Below are 15389 nucleotides of genomic sequence, written 5' to 3'. Positions count from 1 at the left end.
GTGTCTTCAGGCGAGCACAGGACTTAGAAGAACAGTCGCCGCAGGGCCTCGCCCGGATCTTCTTCGCGCATGAAGGCCTCGCCCACCAGGAAGCCGTGGACGTCGTTCTCGCGCATGCGCAGCACATCATCGCGGCTGTGGATGCCGGACTCGGTGATCACCGTGACCTCGGGCGGAATCCGCGGCAGCAGTTCCAGGGTGGTCTCGAGTCGGGTATTGAAGGTATGCAGGTCGCGGTTGTTGATCCCGACCAGATCCAGATCGAGCGCCAGCGCCCGCTCCAGCTCCTGGGCGTCGTGGACCTCGACCAGCACGTCCATGCCAAGCTCGCCAGCCTGCTGGTGCAGGTCGCGCATCTGGGCGTCCTCCAGGGCGGCGACGATCAGCAGGATGCAGTCGGCGCCGATGGCCCGCGCCTCGCTGACCTGGTAGCCGTGGACGATGAAGTCCTTGCGGATCACCGGCAGGCTGCACGCCTCGCGGGCGGCAATCAGGTAGTCCTCATGGCCCTGGAAGAAGTCGGCGTCGGTCAGCACCGAGAGGCAGGCCGCCCCACCCCGGGCGTACTGAGCGGCGATCTCGGCCGGGCGAAAGTCCTCACGGATCAGCCCCTTCGAGGGTGACGCCTTCTTGACCTCGGCGATCACCGCGGCGTCGCCGTCACGGATCCGCTCGGCCAGCGAGATGACGAAACCGCGCGGTGCATCCTGCTCTCGGGCACGCGCGAGCAGCGCCTGCTCGCTGACCTGGCGGCGTCGGCTGGCGACCTCCTCGTCCTTGCGCTCGAGGATTCGCTCGAGGATCGTCGGGGTGACATTGGCCATGTTGTGATTCTCCTTGCGGCCCGTCGGGCTCTTTTCAGAAAGGTCCTACTGAGCGAACACCCGGGTAAAGTGGGCCAGTTCCTTCATCTTTTCCAGCGCCAGCCTGGTTCCCTGGGCGTCCTGGGCCATCAGCACGCCTTCCTTGAGGGAATCGGCCACGTCGGCGGCGTAGAGGGCGGCCCCGGCGTTGAGGGCGACGATATCCGCCGCAGGCCCCTCGCCGGAAAGCGCCTTCTCGACCAGGCGCAGGCTGTCTTCGGCGGTCTTGACCTTGAGCGGAGCGAGCGACTGACGCTCGATACCGACATCCTCGGGGGTCAGGGTATAGCGGTGGATCTCGCCATCCTTGAGTTCGGCGATGCGGGTCGGCGCCGCCAGCGAGATTTCGTCCAGGCCGTCTTCGGCGTGGGCCACCAGCACATGCCGACTGCCGAGCTGACGCAGCACTTCCACCATCAACTCCAGCAGGTCGGCGTGGTAGACGCCGAGCAGCTGATTGGGCGCACTGGCAGGGTTGGTCAACGGCCCCAGAATATTGAACAGGGTGCGCACGCCCATCTCGCGGCGCGGACCGATGGCGTGACGCATGGCCGGGTGGTGGTTGGGCGCGAACATGAAGCCGACGCCGACCTCCTCGATGCAGCGGCCCACCTGTTCGGCGTCCAGATCCAGGCCGATGCCGGCCACCTGGAACAGATCGGCGCTGCCCGAGGACGACGACACCCCTCGGTTGCCGTGCTTGGCCACATGGGCGCCGGCGGCGGCGGCGACAAAGCTCGAGGCGGTGGATACGTTAAACAGGTTGGCGCCGTCCCCACCGGTGCCGACGATGTCCACCACGTTGTCGCAGGACAGCGTTACCGGCGTCATCAGGTCGCGCATCACCTGGGCGCAGCCACTGATTTCCTCGGCTGTCTCGCCCTTCATCGCCATCCCCATCAGAAAGGCGGCGACCTGGGCGTCACTGGCCTCGCCGGTCATGATGGTGCGCATCACCGCGTAGGCCTGCTCTCGGCCCAGGTTCTCCCGGCGCATCACCGCCGCGATGGCATTGGTCATCTGCATGCAAGTCTCCTGATGGTAGTCAGTGGCGCTCGAGGAAGTTGGCCAGCATCTCGTGTCCCTGTCGCGACAGGATCGATTCCGGGTGGAACTGCACCCCTTCGATGGGCAGCTCCTTGTGGCGCAGGCCCATGATCAGGCCGGGGGTGACGTCGTCGTCATCGGTCCAGGCGGTGATCTCGAGACACTCCGGCAGACTCTCGCGCTCCACCACCAGCGAATGGTAGCGGGTCACCGAGAGCGGATCATCGAGGCCCTTGAACACGCCCTGTCCGGCATGGCGAATGTCGGAGGTCTTGCCGTGCATGACCTGGGGCGCACGGACCACCTTGCCGCCGAACACCTGGCCGATGGCCTGGTGGCCGAGGCACACACCGAGCAGCGGCAGCTTGCCGGCGAAGTGGCGAATCAGCTCCAGCGAGATGCCGGCCTCGTTGGGCGTGCAGGGCCCCGGCGACACCACGATGTGGCTGGGCGCCATGGCCTCGATCTCGTCGAGGCTGATGGTGTCGTTGCGTCGGGTCACCACCTCGGCGCCCAGTTCGCCTAGGTACTGGACGATGTTGTAGGTGAAGCTGTCGTAGTTATCGAGCATCAAGATCATGGTGGCTCCAGGATTCAATATTGGGCTTCACCCAGCGAGACGACCCACACACAAAAATGCCGCCTCGCGGGCGGCACTTTCGCTGTCCTGACCGTCGTTGTCCAGACCGTGGTCCGCGACACCCCGGCGCTCAGGGTTCCTCCGCCCGCTTCAGTCGAAGGGGCGCCACCACTGCTGGCGATCACGGGACGGTGCGGAGGTCATATTCATCATGGGCTTATAGTGTGTGTCGTGGTCATGGCTGTCAAGCGGATGTCAGGCCGAACTCAGCGCAGTCCCTGCTCGGCCATGGCCACGGCACGAAACAGCGCACGCCCCTTGTTCAGGGTCTCGTCCCACTCGGACTGGGGCACCGAGTCCGCCACCACGCCGGCGCCACATTGGACGTGCAGCTGACCGTCCTTGATCACCGCGGTGCGGATGGCGATGGCGGTGTCCATGTTGCCATGCCAGGACAGGTAGCCGACGGCCCCGGAGTAGACGCCGCGCTTGACCGGTTCGACCTCGTCGATGATCTCCATCGCGCGGATCTTGGGCGCTCCGGACAGGGTGCCCGCCGGGAAGGTGGCGCGCAGCACGTCCATGGCGCTGTAGCCCGGCTTCAGCTTGCCGGTGACGTTGGAGACGATGTGCATGACGTGGGAGTAGCGCTCGATGGCCATCTGATCGGTCACCTCGACGCTGCCGGTCTCGGAGATGCGGCCGACGTCGTTGCGGCCCAGGTCGATCAGCATCAGGTGCTCGGCGACCTCCTTGGGGTCGGCCAGCAGGTCCTCCTCCAGCGCCTTGTCCTCGGCCTCGGTCTTGCCGCGCACCCGGGTGCCGGCGATCGGACGCACCGTCACCATGCCATCCTCCAGGCGGGTCAGGATCTCCGGCGAGGCACCCACCACATGGTGGTCGTCAAGGTTGAAGAAGAACATGTAGGGCGACGGATTGAGGCTGCGAAGAGCCCGATACAGGTCCAGCGGCTCGGCCTGGAACTCGATCGACATGCGCTGGGACGGCACGCACTGCATCACGTCGCCCGCCAGCACGTACTCCTTGATCCTTTCCACCGCCGACTTGAAGCCCTCTTCGGTGAAGCCGGAGGTGAAGTGCCCCTCCTCCACCGCCGGGCGCGCGTCACCGGGCACTCGCGAGGCCACCGACAGCGGGCTGCGCAGGGCGTCTTCCAGGGCGCTCAGCCGGGCCTGGGCGGCGCTGTAGGCCGAGGGCGTGGAAGGATCGGCGTGGGTCCACAGGGTCAGACGCCCATAAAGGTTGTCGAACACCACCAGCTCATCGCACACCATCAACAGGATATCCGGCACCCCGATGGGGTCGTCCTTCTCCACACCGGCCAGGCGCGGCTCGATATAGCGGATGGTGTCGTAGCCGAAGTAGCCCACCAGTCCGCCGTCGAAGATCGGCTGGTTGTCGAGCACCGGCACCTTGAAGCGACGCTGAAACTCCTCGATCCAGGCCAGCGGATCTTCCACTTCGGTGGCGCCGGTCACGTCACCATCGACAATATGCTGAACCTGATAGCCCCGCACCTCGATGCGTTCGCGACAGGGCAGACCGATGATCGAGTAACGCCCCCACTTCTCGCCGCCGGTCACCGACTCGAGCAGAAAGGTCCAGGGCTGATCGGCCAGTTTCAGATAGGTGGACAGCGGCGTGTCCAGGTCGGCCATCATCTCGCGGGTGATGGGAATACGGTTGTAGCCGGCCTGTGCCAGCTCGTCGAAACGCTCGGGGGTCATCATGCCCAGATCCTCAATTCAAGAGACGAAAGTGACAACGACAAGAACGGAGTAACGGTCACCATCGCCAACCGCAGGACGTCGTAGGCAGCGACGCAGACAGATGCGGACAGGACATCGAGGAGAAGCAAGGCTGGGCCATGGGCAGTCCACCAGCGAAACGAATGAATGAAGCCAACGAGTGACAGACCGCTACCGCGAGACCCGTGCGCCGCGCTCGCGGATTCCACACGACGGGATTCCCTGTGACGGGCGCCTGGCAAGGCCTGCAATAGCGAGGATTTATCGGCATGACGCTAACGATAGTGTCATGCCAAAAAACCCTAAACGAGTTGTTCCAGCGATTCAACCACCAGATCCGGCTCGCTCAGACTGATCGGCTCGCCGTGATTGTAGCCGTAAGGCACCGCCACGGTACGGAAACCGGCGGCCTTGCCCGCCGCGACATCGTGACGGGAGTCGCCCACCATAAGACAGTACGAGGGACAGACGTCGAACTGCTGGGACAGGTGTCGCAGCGGCATGGGGTCAGGCTTGCGACGAGGCAGGGTGTCGCCACCGAGGCAGGCGGAAAAGAAGCCATCGATACCCAGGTGCTCGAGGATCGGGTGGATGAAGGCCTCGGGCTTGTTGGTGACCAGACACAGGATCAGCCCCCGCCCGAACAGCCGCTTCAAGGTCTCCGTCACCCCCGGATAGAGCCTCGTCCTGTCGCAGGGACGGCGATGGTAGTGCTCGAGGAAGCGCTCGTGGGCGGTCTTCAACAGCACCTCGCTGGGGGCCTCGCCCAGTGCATCGGTCAGGGCACGTTCCAGCAGCACCCAGGCACCATTGCCGACCCAGTCGCGCACCCTGGCTTCGCCTGCCGGCGCCAGTTCGACGTCGATCAAGGCGGCATCCACCGCCGCTGCCAGGTCCGGGACCGAATCGATCAGGGTGCCATCCAGATCGAAGGCCACCAACAGCACCCCCTCCAGGGCGTCACCCATAGGCCGTCTCCTCGACTATGCCGAAATTGGAATATCTATGCGCGGCGCACATTCTGGCGCAAGCGCCGTGGTCAGCCAAGCACTTATCTGTCTATGATGGCGCTCCACCTTTTTTCTGGAGCTCATCATGAGCAAACCCACCATCGTGGTTGTCGGCGGCGGCGCCGGCGGCCTTGAGCTGGTCACGCGCCTGGGACGACGGCTCGGCAAGAAGGACAAGGCCGACATCGTGCTGGTCGATCGCAATTCGACCCACATCTGGAAACCGCTGTTGCATGAGGTCGCCACTGGCGTCCTCGACTCGGGCCTCGACGAGATTTCCTATCAGGCCCACTCGGCGGCCAACGGCTACCGCTTCCAGCGCGGCACCCTGTGCGATCTGGATCGCGAGTCCCGCCAACTGACCCTGGCCCCCATCGTCGATGACGAGGGCAACGAGATCCTGCCGGCGCGGCGTCTCGACTACGATCACCTGGTACTGGCGGTCGGCAGCGTCAGCAACGACTTCGGCACGAAAGGCGTGGCGGACCACTGCCACTTCCTCGACAGTCCTGCCCAGGCCGAAGGCTTTCGACAGGCACTGCTCAATACCTTCATGCGCTACAGCACCCGGCTCGAGGATCAGGATCCCTGCATTACCGTGGGCATCATCGGGGCCGGGGCCACCGGCGTCGAACTGGCCGCCGAGTTGCACGACGCCTCGCGCATGCTCAAGAGCTACGGCTTTACCGCGCTGGGCCGCGAGCACCTGCGGGTCCACCTGATCGAGGCCGCACCCAAGGTGCTGCCGGCGCTGCCGGACCGCATCAGCGGCGCGGTGCACAAGGAACTCGAGAACCTGGGGGTCAAGGTCCATGTGGACACCCGGGTGACCATGGTCGACGAGCGCGCCATCCACACCACCGACGATGACGCCATCGAGATCGACCTGGGGGTGTGGGCCGCCGGCATCAAGGCTCCGGCCTTCCTGGCAGAACTGGGGCTGGAGGTGGAGCGCAACAACAGGGTCAAGGTGGCCGCCACCATGCAGAGCATCGATGACCCGCGCATCTTCGCCTTCGGCGACTGCGCAAGCTGCCCCCAGGAAGACGGCACGGTGGTGCCACCCAGGGCCCAGGCCGCCCACCAGCAGGCCGGCGTGCTCTACCGCAACCTGTGTGCCGTGGTCGACGGCAAGCCGCTCAAGGAATTTGTCTTCCGCGACCGAGGCTCGCTGATTTCGCTGGCCCACTTCGACGCCATCGGCAGCCTGATGCGCGCCGCCTCGGCCCGTAGTCTGTTCATCGAGGGTAACCTGGCGCGCTTCTTCTACGCCTCGCTCTACCGCATGCACCAGCGCGCCATCCACGGCACGGTCAAGACCGCGATGATGGTGGTGGTCGATGGGCTTAACCGCTTCCTCAAGCCCAGGCTAAAGCTGCACTAGGGCTCGTCTGAAAAGTGCCTGCACTCGTCGACTTTTCGGACAGAGCCTAGTCCCTGCCCGCACTCCCCTGGCAGACATCGCACGCACGTTCACAGCAAGAGAGGCTGCCCCAGGGCAGCCTCTCTTGCTTGTCGTCATCGACAGCACCACATCCTGCTCAGGCGTTGGCCTGGGGCTCGTCCTTGGCGTGGTGATAGAGGTGCACGTCACGCTGGGGAAAGGGAATGCTGATGCCTTCGCGATCGAAGCGACGCTTGATCTCCTCGGTCATCTCCCAGTAGACGTCCCAGTAGTCGGATGCCTGCACCCAGGGCCGCACGATCCAGGTGATGGCGGAGTCGCCCATGACATTCATGCGGATATTCGGCGCCGGTTCGCTGAGCACGCGAGGGTCGTCGGCGACCACGCTCTCCAGCACCCGACGCACGGTATCGATGTCGTCGTCATAGCCGACCCCCACCGTCAGATCGACCCGACGAGTGGCGTGGGCAGAATAGTTGACCACGGCACCGCTCATCATCTGGCCGTTGGGCACGATGATCTTGCGATTGTCCGGTGTGCTCAGCTCGGTGCTGATGATCTGCACATCCTCGACGGTGCCGCTGACCCCACCGGCCTCCACGTAGTCGCCGATCCGGTAGGGGCGGAAGATGATGACCATGACCCCGGCGGCGAAGTTGGCAAGCGACCCCTGCAGGGCCAGACCCACCGCCAGACCGGCGGCACCGATCACCGCGATCAACGAGGCGGTCTGGATACCGATCCGGCTGATGGCGGCCAGGATCACGAAGGTCAGCAGCAAGGCATACAGGATGTTGCCGAGGAACTTGACCAGCAGGGGTTCGACGTCGGCACGCTGCATGCCCTTGACCACCACCCGGTGTACCGCCTTGGCCACCCAGCGCCCGATGATGAAGATCGCCGCCGCGGCGACCAGATTGATCAGAAACTGCAGCCCGGTGGTCGAGGCAAACTCGATCAGGGCCTCCACGTCCAGCTTTTGCAGGAACTCCATCTACCTCTCCTTGTATGTCGTTTTCGTTATCGAAGTACGATCCTGCTCAACCACCGCCCTCGCTTCGTCAGTGCTGATGCGCGCCGCCAGCCACTGGCGCTTGCGACGCACCGACATGCGCTTGACGGCGATTTCCAGCCGGCTGGCGTCACCTCGCGTGCCGACCGGCTCCTGATGGCGAAGCGTCAGCGGGCCCTTGCCACGCAGCGCCTTGGCGCCCTTGCCGCTGCGGTGTTGCTCGACACGCCTGGCGACATCGGTGGTAATGCCGGTATAAAGCGCCCCGGCCGCCGTCTCGACGATATACAGGTACCACGTCGTCGTTGCCGCCGCCGGCAGCTCGGGTACTGGCTCGCCTGAGACAGGCTCATCTGAGACAGGCTCGACTAAGCCCGGCTCATCCAAGCCCGGCTCGCCTAAGCCCGGCTTGCCTGAGCCAGCATAGTCCGAATCGCCAATCACCGCGTAGAGGCCAGGCGCGAGCGAAAGTCGGCGATGATGCTGTCGTAGCCGTGGGGGTCCTCGTCGCGACGCGCGCCGAACACCGCGGAGCCCGCGACGAAGGTGTCCGCCCCGGCGCGCGCGATCTCGGCGATATTGTCTACCTTCACGCCACCATCCACCTGCAGACGAATGTCCCGTCCGCTGGCGTCGATGCGCGCACGCGCCTGGCGCAGCTTGTCGAGCGTCGCCGGGATGAACGACTGACCGCCGAAGCCCGGATTGACGCTCATCAGCAGCACCATGTCGACCTTGTCCATCACGTAGTCCAGGTAGGACAGTGGCGTCGCCGGGTTGAACACCAGCCCGGCCTTGCAGCCGCCGTCACGAACCAGCTGCAGCGAGCGATCGATGTGCTCGGAGGCCTCGGGGTGGAAGGTGATGTAGCTGGCACCGGCATCGATGAAGTCACCGATCAGTCGATCCACCGGCTTGACCATCAGGTGGGCGTCGATGGGCGCGGTGACGCCATGCTTGCGCAGCGCCTCACAGACCATCGGCCCGATGGTCAGGTTGGGCACGTAGTGATTGTCCATCACGTCGAAGTGGACGATATCGGCACCCGATGCCAGCACGTTGTCGACCTCTTCTCCCAGGCGGGCGAAGTCAGCGGACAGGATCGAAGGCGCGATCAGGAAGTCGTTCATGGAGTCATCCGAGGAGAGAGTCATGGTGGAGGCCACAAGGGCTCGACGAAAAGCGGCATTCTAGCAGTTGGTCCCGCCCGCATCAGCGATCTTCCTCCACGTCTTCTGCCGATTCGTCCGGTTGCAGTCGTCTATAGTATGCGCGTTGCGACATCTTATATTCCAAACAGTTTTAACAAACAGGATTGTAATTCCTTAAAATTAGCCTTAGCCTTCGTTGCGATCCGCCGATTTCCCCGGCCCACCCCCGACGTCAAGGAACCCCGACATGAAGCTGCCCCCGATCCTGCGCCGTACCGCCCTGTCCCTGTCCCTGGCCGCCGGCCTCGGCGGTGCCATGGCCTCGCCGGTAATGGCCGAGGACAAGGAGCTGCTCAACTCGTCCTATGACATCGCCCGCGAGCTGTTCGCCGCCATCAACCCGGCGTTTCAGCAGCACTGGCAGGCAGAGAATGACGGTGAGCTGACCATCAAGCAGTCCCACGGCGGCTCTTCCGCCCAGGCCCGCGCCATCCTGCAGGGCCTGAAGGCCGACGTGGTGACCTACAACCAGGTCACCGACGTCCAGGTATTGGCCGATGCCGGCCTGGTCGCGGAAGACTGGCAGAGCCAGTTGCCCAACAATGCCTCGCCTTACTACTCCACCACCGCCTTCCTGGTGCGCAAGGGCAACCCCCAGGGTATCGAGAGCTGGGAAGACCTGGCCGCCGAGGGCGTCGAACTGGTGTTCCCCAACCCCAAGACGTCCGGTAACGGCCGCTATACCTACCTGGCCGCCTGGGGTGCCGCCGAGCGCAACTTCGACGGCGACGAGGACCAGGTGCGCGAGTTCATGAGCGACTTCCTCGGCAATGTGAAGGTGTTTGACACCGGCGGTCGCGGCGCCACCACCAGCTTCATCGAACGTGGCATCGGCGACGTGCTGATCAGCTTCGAGTCCGAGGTCAACAATATCCGTGACGAGTACGGCAGCGACGAATACGACGTCATCGTGCCGCCGGTCAGCATCCTCGCCGAGTTCCCGGTGGCGGTGGTCGAAGAGAACGCCGAGCGCAACGGCAACCTCGAGCTCGCCCGTGCCTACCTCGACTACCTCTACACCGAGGAGGCCCAGCGCCAGCTGGCAGGCTTCAACTACCGCGTCCACAACGAAGCGGTGAAGGAAGAGTTCGCCGATAGCTTCCCCGAGACCAAGCTGTTCGAGGTTCAGGACGTGTTCGGTGGCTGGGACAGCGCCATGGACACCCACTTCAAGAGCGGCGGCGAGCTGGACCAGCTGCAGCGTCGCTGATCGTCAAGGCAAGCGACCTATCCCATGCACAAGGCCATCTCCCTGCCCTTTGCCCGATCCGCCCGGCGCCGCGTGCTGCCGGGCTTCGGCCTGTCTCTGGGCATCAGCCTCACCTTCGTCTCGCTGGTACTGCTGCTGCCGCTGACCGGCCTGGTCGGCCAGCTCAAGGGGCTGTCGCTGTCCGAGTACTGGTTCATCATCAGTGAACCCCGCGTGGTGGCAAGCTACGTCACCACCATCGGTGGCGCCCTGGTGGCGGCGCTGGTCAACGCCGTGTTCGGGCTCTTGATGGCCTGGGTGCTGGTGCGCTACGACTTCCCCGGCAAGCGCCTGCTCGACGCCCTGATGGACCTGCCCTTCGCGCTGCCCACGGCGGTCGCCGGCATCACCCTGGCAACGCTCTACTCGTCCAAGGGCTGGATGGGACAGTTGCTGGAGCCGCTGGGCTGGCAGGTGTCCTACACCTGGGTCGGCATCGCCCTGGCCATGGCCTTCACCAGCATCCCCTTCGTCGTGCGCACGGTGCAGCCGGTGCTCGAGGACCTGCCCGCGGAAATCGACGAAGCCGCCATGAGCCTGGGCGCCCGCGACGGCGTGGCCTTTCGTCGGGTCATCCTGCCCCACCTGTGGCCGGCCCTGGTCACCGGCACCGGGCTCGCCTTCGTGCGCTCCCTGGGCGAATTCGGTGCGGTGATCTTCATCGCCGGCAACATGCCCTACGAGACCGAGATCACCTCGCTGATGATCTTCGTCAAGCTGCAGGAGTACGACTACGTGGGGGCCTCGGCCATCGCGTCGGTGGTGCTGGCGACCTCGCTGGCGCTGCTGCTGGCGATCAACCTGTGGCAGGGACGCTTTATCCGCCGACTGCACGGAGGACGCGGCTGATGCAACGAATCGGTGACGCCCCCTGGCTCAGGCGCAGCCTGATCGCGCTGGCGGTAACGCTCTCGGCACTGTTTCTGCTGCTACCGCTGCTGGCCATCTTCGCCCAGGCCCTGGCCGAGGGTGTCGGGCCCTTCATCGCCAATGTCACGGATCACTTCACCCTGGCGGCGATCGGCCTGACCCTGTTCATCACCCTGCTGACGATCCCGGTCAACCTGGTTTTCGGAGTCATGCTGGCCTGGCTGGTGACCCGCTTCGCCTTCCCCGGACGGCGCCTTCTGCAGACACTGATCGACATCCCCTTCGCCATCTCGCCGGTGGTGGCGGGCCTGGTCTACCTGCTGCTCTACGGCCGCAACGGCTGGATCGGCGGCTGGCTGGATGCCCACGACATCCAGCTGATGTTCGCCTGGCCCGGCATCCTGATGGTGACCATCTTCGTCACCTGCCCCTTCGTCGCCAGGGAGCTGATCCCGCTGATGCAGGCCCAGGGCTCCCGCGAGGAAGAAGCGGCGGTAACCCTCGGCGCACGCGGCTTTACGCTGTTTCGCCGGGTGACCCTGCCCAATATCCGCTGGGCCCTGCTCTACGGCGTGATCCTGACCAACGCCCGGGCGGTGGGTGAATTCGGCGCGGTCTCGGTGGTCTCCGGGGCCATCCGCGGCGAGACCAACACCCTGCCGCTGCACGTGGAGCTTCTGTATCAGGACTACAACACCGTCGGCGCCTTCGCCAGCGCCGCCCTGCTGGCACTGATCGCCCTGCTTACCCTGGCCGCCAAGGCCACGCTCGAATGGCGCGCCACGCGCCGGGAGGCCCTGACATGAGCATTCGTCTCGACCATATCCAGAAGCACTTCGGACGCTCCCAAGCGCTGTCTCCCATCGACCTGGACATCAACAGCGGCGAGCTGATCGGCCTGCTGGGCCCGTCCGGTTCCGGCAAGACCACCCTGTTGCGGATCATCGCCGGGCTCGAGACACCGGACGACCACCCCGACTGCCGCATTCTTTTCGGCGAACGCGACGTGACTCATGTCCACGTACGTGACCGGCGTATCGGCTTCGTGTTCCAGCACTACGCGCTGTTCCGCCATATGAGCGTGTTCGACAATGTCGCCTTCGGCCTGACCGTACTGCCCCGCCGCGAGCGTCCCTCCAGCGGTGAGATCCGCTCCCGGGTCATGCAACTGCTGGAGATGGTGCAGCTGTCTCACCTGGCCGAACGCTTCCCGGCGCAGCTCTCCGGCGGGCAGCAGCAGCGTGTCTCGCTGGCACGCGCCCTGGCGCTCAAGCCAGAGGTGCTGCTGCTCGATGAACCCTTCGGGGCGCTCGATGCCAAGGTCCGCCAGGAGCTGCGACGCTGGCTCAGGCACCTGCACGACGAGCTGGGCTTCACCAGCGTGTTCGTGACCCACGACCAGGAGGAAGCGCTGGAGCTGTCTGACCGTGTGGTGGTGATGAGTAACGGCCGTATCGAGCAGATCGACACCCCGGAGACGCTGTACCGTCAACCGCGCAATCGCTTCGTGTTCGAATTCCTCGGCGACGTCAATCATCTGGAAGGCGAGGTTCGCGGCGGCGTGCTGACCTGCGGTGAGGCGCGCCTGACACTGGACCTGGACGACGGCCCTCAGGAGATCCTGCTGCGCCCCCACGAGGTACAGGTGGCCGCCGCCCCCAGTGCCGACGCTCACCTGCCCGCGGTGGTCACCGCGGTGGTCCCGGTGGGCGCCGAAGTGCGCATCGAGCTGAACGCCGACTGGATGGACGAGCCCTGGATGGCGACCCTGAGCCATGGCGACGCCGAACGCCTGGCACTTGGCCGTGGCTCCCGGGTCTACGCCCTGCCCCGCCACTGGCACCACTATCCAGACAGTCGGCCCGATAGCCAGCAACCGGACGTGTCGGGTGATAGATCCGCCAAGAGTGGTGCCAAGCGCCGAGAATCCGGCGCAACTGTCTAAGCGCCGAGAATCCGGCGCCACCGTCTAAGCGCCGCCAAGGGTGGCGCCACTGTCCAAGCGCCGCGAATCCGGCGCAGACGCCCGCCTAGCGGGCCTTGTCCGCTTCGATCAGCCCAGGAACTTTTGCTGCACGCCCCCCTCTGATAGACGTACTATCGCCCGTCCAGGCAAAGCCTCGTCCGACGAGTGCGCACTACGGTGCGATTTCTACCGATAATACGACAAGGAGTTCCCCCTATGCTTCGTCGCCTTCTGTTGGGCGCCGCTGGTGTGACCGCGCTGCTCGCGCTCAGCGCCTGCTCGAGCCCCCACCATCTGCAGCCCGACCCCAAGCGCAGCGTGGCCGTGCCGGCCTCCGGCTCTGGCCAGGCGGTCACCGTCATCGCCGCCGATGACCGCCCCTCGGACGTGCTCGGTACCCGCAGCGGCAGCGCAAGCTCCACCGCCACCATCAGCGTCAGCCCCCACGAGATCGTGCCGAGGCTTCAGGCCGAGGTGGAGCGGGCGGTGCGCGAGATGGGCTTCAGCCCCACCGCCGAACCGGCTCCGGGCCGCCCCAGCCTGACGCTGACGCTGAAGAAGCTGAGCTATGAACGCGGCCAGAGTCAGCCGCTGGTGGACGAGGCCAGACTGGAAAGCGTCATCGAGGCCGAAGCCAGCAATGACGGCCAGACCTACACCGGCACCTACACTTCGCGCCGCGTGCAGAGTTATGCGGTGAAGCCGGACAAGGCAACCAATCAGCGCATGGTCACCGACCTGCTCACCGACGGTCTGAACCGGGCCTTCGCCGACCCGGAGCTGGGCCAATTGCTGGCCCGCTGACGCTCGCCCGCCCCGCGGGGCGGGCCAGGCAGGCACACGACAGCGCGCCGCCCCTTGTGGGTGGCGCGCTTTGGTTTGATGCACTCAATCACTCGTCGGTGGTGGGACCACGCCGTACCAGCGCCCAGACCGACTCACGAAAGCCATTGGCTTCGGGCTCGCCGTCTTCCAGGTGGGTGACGATGAAGTTGGGGTCGAACAACCGCCTCACTTCGGCGCCGTCCACATGGAACGGCGGACCGTCGTCGCCGCTCCGACTCAGACTGACCAGCAGCCCCCGCGCGCCAGGCGGTATCAGCTGGGCCAGGTGAAAGGCGTAGCGCTGGCGGGTGGCCTCGGGCAAGGCGATCAGGGCGGCGCGATCATAGAAGGCGCCGATCTCCGAGGCCTGGGCGATATGGAAGTGAAAGAAGTCACCGCACCATAGCTCGATACTGCCCTGACGCAGAATCGCGAAACCGTCCTGCTGGTAGCGCGACACCTCCCCTCGGCCATCTTCCACAAACTGTTCGAGCGCGCGCTCCGACAGCTCGATGCCGAGCACCGGATGTTGATGCTCGGCCAGCCAGCGCATGTCCAGGCTCTTGCCGCACAGCGGCACCAGCACCTTGGTCCCGGGAACCGCCCCCAGCATCGGCCAGTGGCGGATCAGTGCGGGATGAACGCTATCGCGATGAAAGCCGATGCGCCCCTCTTCCCAGCGTTTCAACCAGTGTTCGTGCATCGAATTCTCTGTCCCGGGTGCTAGAACCAGCGGTCGCGCTTGCGCCGACGCCGCGGCAGGTGCGGCACGATAAGGCCGACGATCAGGCCCGCCCCGGCGACGCCCCCGCCGTACATGAAGTAGCGCATCAGCAGGTCTTCCTTGCGGGTCTCCAGGCGAGCCTCGAGGTCCTTGTTGGTCTCGCTGATATCGCTGAAGGCGCTCTCCAGCTCATGATTGCGTGCTTCCAGTTCGGCGATGCGGCTCTCGCGCACCTCGAGGGTCTCGGTCATGGTCCGAGTGCGCTCTTCCCAGCTTTCGTTGATGCCGTCGAGCTCCTCGGTGAGTTCTTCCACCCTTGCCTCGAGCTTGGGCAGCTGGTCGCTGGCGCTGGGGGTCTGTTGCAATTCGCTGCTGGGGACCCAGACCACGTCTCCGCTGTCGCTTCGGACCTGGGAATAGTCGCCGGAGGTGTCCAGCAGGGTCACCGGCTGGCCGGCGGTCAAGGTGCCGACGATGCGGTAGCCGTCGGTGGGGCCACTGCGCACATAGGTGGTGAGTTCGTCCGACACCCACCGTGAGGTGCCGTCGTCCTGAGCCATCGCTGGCAGGGCGGCGCCGGTCAGGGCGAGGCCCAGGGTCACTGTCTTGAGAAATTGCGTTTTCATGCCGTCTTTCCTGGCTAATCTGGGCTCGGTTGCGACTCGAGTGACGCTGCGCCGGCTTCCTGCCAAGCCGCAACGTGCGATGAGACCAAGGAGGGTGACAAACGTTCCACAGCTCCTGTGGACAAGTGTCGGGAAAACCGCTGGACATCGCTGTCCTGCGGGCGAGACACCTGGGGTTGGCACAAAATGGTCATAAAATAGCCAGCCCGCGTTCCCATCCGCCCGCAAGACT

16 protein-coding genes are annotated in these 15389 nt (G+C 65.1%); 6 read left to right on the top strand and 10 right to left on the bottom strand.

The window, feature by feature from the left end; genetic code table 11:
• Window positions 1–23 precede the first annotated feature (23 nt).
• From trpC to NFG57_RS05155, 5 genes are all read right to left on the bottom strand, one after another.
• Entirely contained in the window at window positions 24–824 is an 801-nt protein-coding gene (trpC, locus tag NFG57_RS05175; RefSeq protein ID WP_348815546.1) for an indole-3-glycerol phosphate synthase TrpC, read from the bottom strand.
• A gap of 45 nt (window positions 825–869) precedes the next feature.
• The gene (trpD, locus tag NFG57_RS05170; protein ID WP_045994365.1) at window positions 870–1889 is read right to left on the bottom strand and encodes an anthranilate phosphoribosyltransferase; all 1020 of its coding nucleotides are present in this window, start codon (window positions 1887–1889) and stop codon (window positions 870–872) included.
• Window positions 1890–1908: 19 nt separating this feature from the next.
• On the bottom strand, window positions 1909–2490 hold the full coding sequence (locus tag NFG57_RS05165) for an aminodeoxychorismate/anthranilate synthase component II (protein ID WP_045994387.1): 582 nt from the start codon (window positions 2488–2490) through the stop codon (window positions 1909–1911).
• Window positions 2491–2756: 266 nt separating this feature from the next.
• Window positions 2757–4238 carry an anthranilate synthase component I gene (gene trpE, locus NFG57_RS05160; RefSeq protein ID WP_108450123.1) on the bottom strand — a complete coding sequence of 494 codons (1482 nt, stop codon included), beginning with the start codon at window positions 4236–4238 and terminating at the stop codon, window positions 2757–2759.
• A 323-nt stretch (window positions 4239–4561) separates the two neighbouring features.
• On the bottom strand, window positions 4562–5227 hold the full coding sequence (locus tag NFG57_RS05155; protein ID WP_108131492.1) for a phosphoglycolate phosphatase: 666 nt from the start codon (window positions 5225–5227) through the stop codon (window positions 4562–4564).
• A 127-nt stretch (window positions 5228–5354) separates the two neighbouring features.
• On the opposite strand from NFG57_RS05155, the gene NFG57_RS05150 reads away from it, so the two are divergent.
• Window positions 5355–6653, top strand: coding sequence for an NAD(P)/FAD-dependent oxidoreductase (locus tag NFG57_RS05150; RefSeq protein ID WP_108131491.1), 1299 nt, complete (start codon window positions 5355–5357; stop codon window positions 6651–6653).
• A 157-nt stretch (window positions 6654–6810) separates the two neighbouring features.
• Here the strand turns inward: NFG57_RS05150 and NFG57_RS05145 are convergent, their stop codons facing one another.
• The 3 genes from NFG57_RS05145 to rpe are packed head-to-tail and all read right to left on the bottom strand — an operon-like array spanning window position 6811 to window position 8816.
• A complete protein-coding gene (locus NFG57_RS05145) occupies window positions 6811–7668 on the bottom strand; it encodes a mechanosensitive ion channel domain-containing protein (RefSeq protein ID WP_348815543.1) in 858 nt (285 codons plus the stop codon).
• Complete coding sequence (locus tag NFG57_RS05140; protein WP_231498480.1) at window positions 7669–8073, bottom strand: GIY-YIG nuclease family protein; 405 nt, start codon at window positions 8071–8073, stop codon at window positions 7669–7671. It lies immediately after the preceding gene.
• 53 nt (window positions 8074–8126) lie between these two features.
• Window positions 8127–8816, bottom strand: a complete 690-nt coding sequence (gene rpe / locus NFG57_RS05135; RefSeq protein WP_348816159.1) for a ribulose-phosphate 3-epimerase — start codon at window positions 8814–8816, stop codon at window positions 8127–8129.
• A gap of 268 nt (window positions 8817–9084) precedes the next feature.
• Between rpe and cysP the strand changes: the two genes are divergently transcribed.
• From cysP to NFG57_RS05110, 5 genes are all read left to right on the top strand, one after another.
• A complete protein-coding gene (gene cysP / locus NFG57_RS05130) occupies window positions 9085–10107 on the top strand; it encodes a thiosulfate ABC transporter substrate-binding protein CysP (protein WP_348815541.1) in 1023 nt (340 codons plus the stop codon).
• A gap of 24 nt (window positions 10108–10131) precedes the next feature.
• Window positions 10132–10995: a sulfate ABC transporter permease subunit CysT gene (gene cysT, locus NFG57_RS05125; RefSeq protein ID WP_108131489.1), complete on the top strand. Its 864-nt coding sequence runs from the start codon at window positions 10132–10134 to the stop codon at window positions 10993–10995.
• Window positions 10995–11822 carry a sulfate ABC transporter permease subunit CysW gene (gene cysW, locus NFG57_RS05120; RefSeq protein ID WP_108449783.1) on the top strand — a complete coding sequence of 276 codons (828 nt, stop codon included), beginning with the start codon at window positions 10995–10997 and terminating at the stop codon, window positions 11820–11822. Before cysT ends, cysW begins: the two co-directional genes overlap by 1 nt.
• Window positions 11819–12961, top strand: coding sequence for a TOBE-like domain-containing protein (locus NFG57_RS05115; protein WP_213231530.1), 1143 nt, complete (start codon window positions 11819–11821; stop codon window positions 12959–12961). The genes cysW and NFG57_RS05115 overlap by 4 nt, the downstream gene beginning before the upstream one ends.
• 237 nt (window positions 12962–13198) lie before the next feature.
• The gene (locus tag NFG57_RS05110; protein ID WP_045991784.1) at window positions 13199–13786 is read left to right on the top strand and encodes a YajG family lipoprotein; all 588 of its coding nucleotides are present in this window, start codon (window positions 13199–13201) and stop codon (window positions 13784–13786) included.
• Window positions 13787–13874: 88 nt separating this feature from the next.
• On the opposite strand, the gene NFG57_RS05105 is transcribed toward NFG57_RS05110, so the two are convergent.
• Both NFG57_RS05105 and NFG57_RS05100 read right to left on the bottom strand, forming a co-directional pair.
• Entirely contained in the window at window positions 13875–14510 is a 636-nt protein-coding gene (locus NFG57_RS05105) for a thiopurine S-methyltransferase (protein WP_045991785.1), read from the bottom strand.
• 20 nt (window positions 14511–14530) lie between these two features.
• Window positions 14531–15157: a TIGR04211 family SH3 domain-containing protein gene (locus tag NFG57_RS05100; protein WP_108131485.1), complete on the bottom strand. Its 627-nt coding sequence runs from the start codon at window positions 15155–15157 to the stop codon at window positions 14531–14533.
• Between the last annotated feature and the right edge of the window lie 232 nt (window positions 15158–15389).

This window comes from Halomonas sp. H10-59 (assembly GCF_040070555.1).
In the GTDB taxonomy this organism is placed as follows: Bacteria; Pseudomonadota; Gammaproteobacteria; order Pseudomonadales; family Halomonadaceae; genus Halomonas; species Halomonas litopenaei.
The sequence above is the reverse complement of the archived record's forward strand: the minus strand, read 5'-3'. Positions and strand labels throughout refer to the sequence as shown.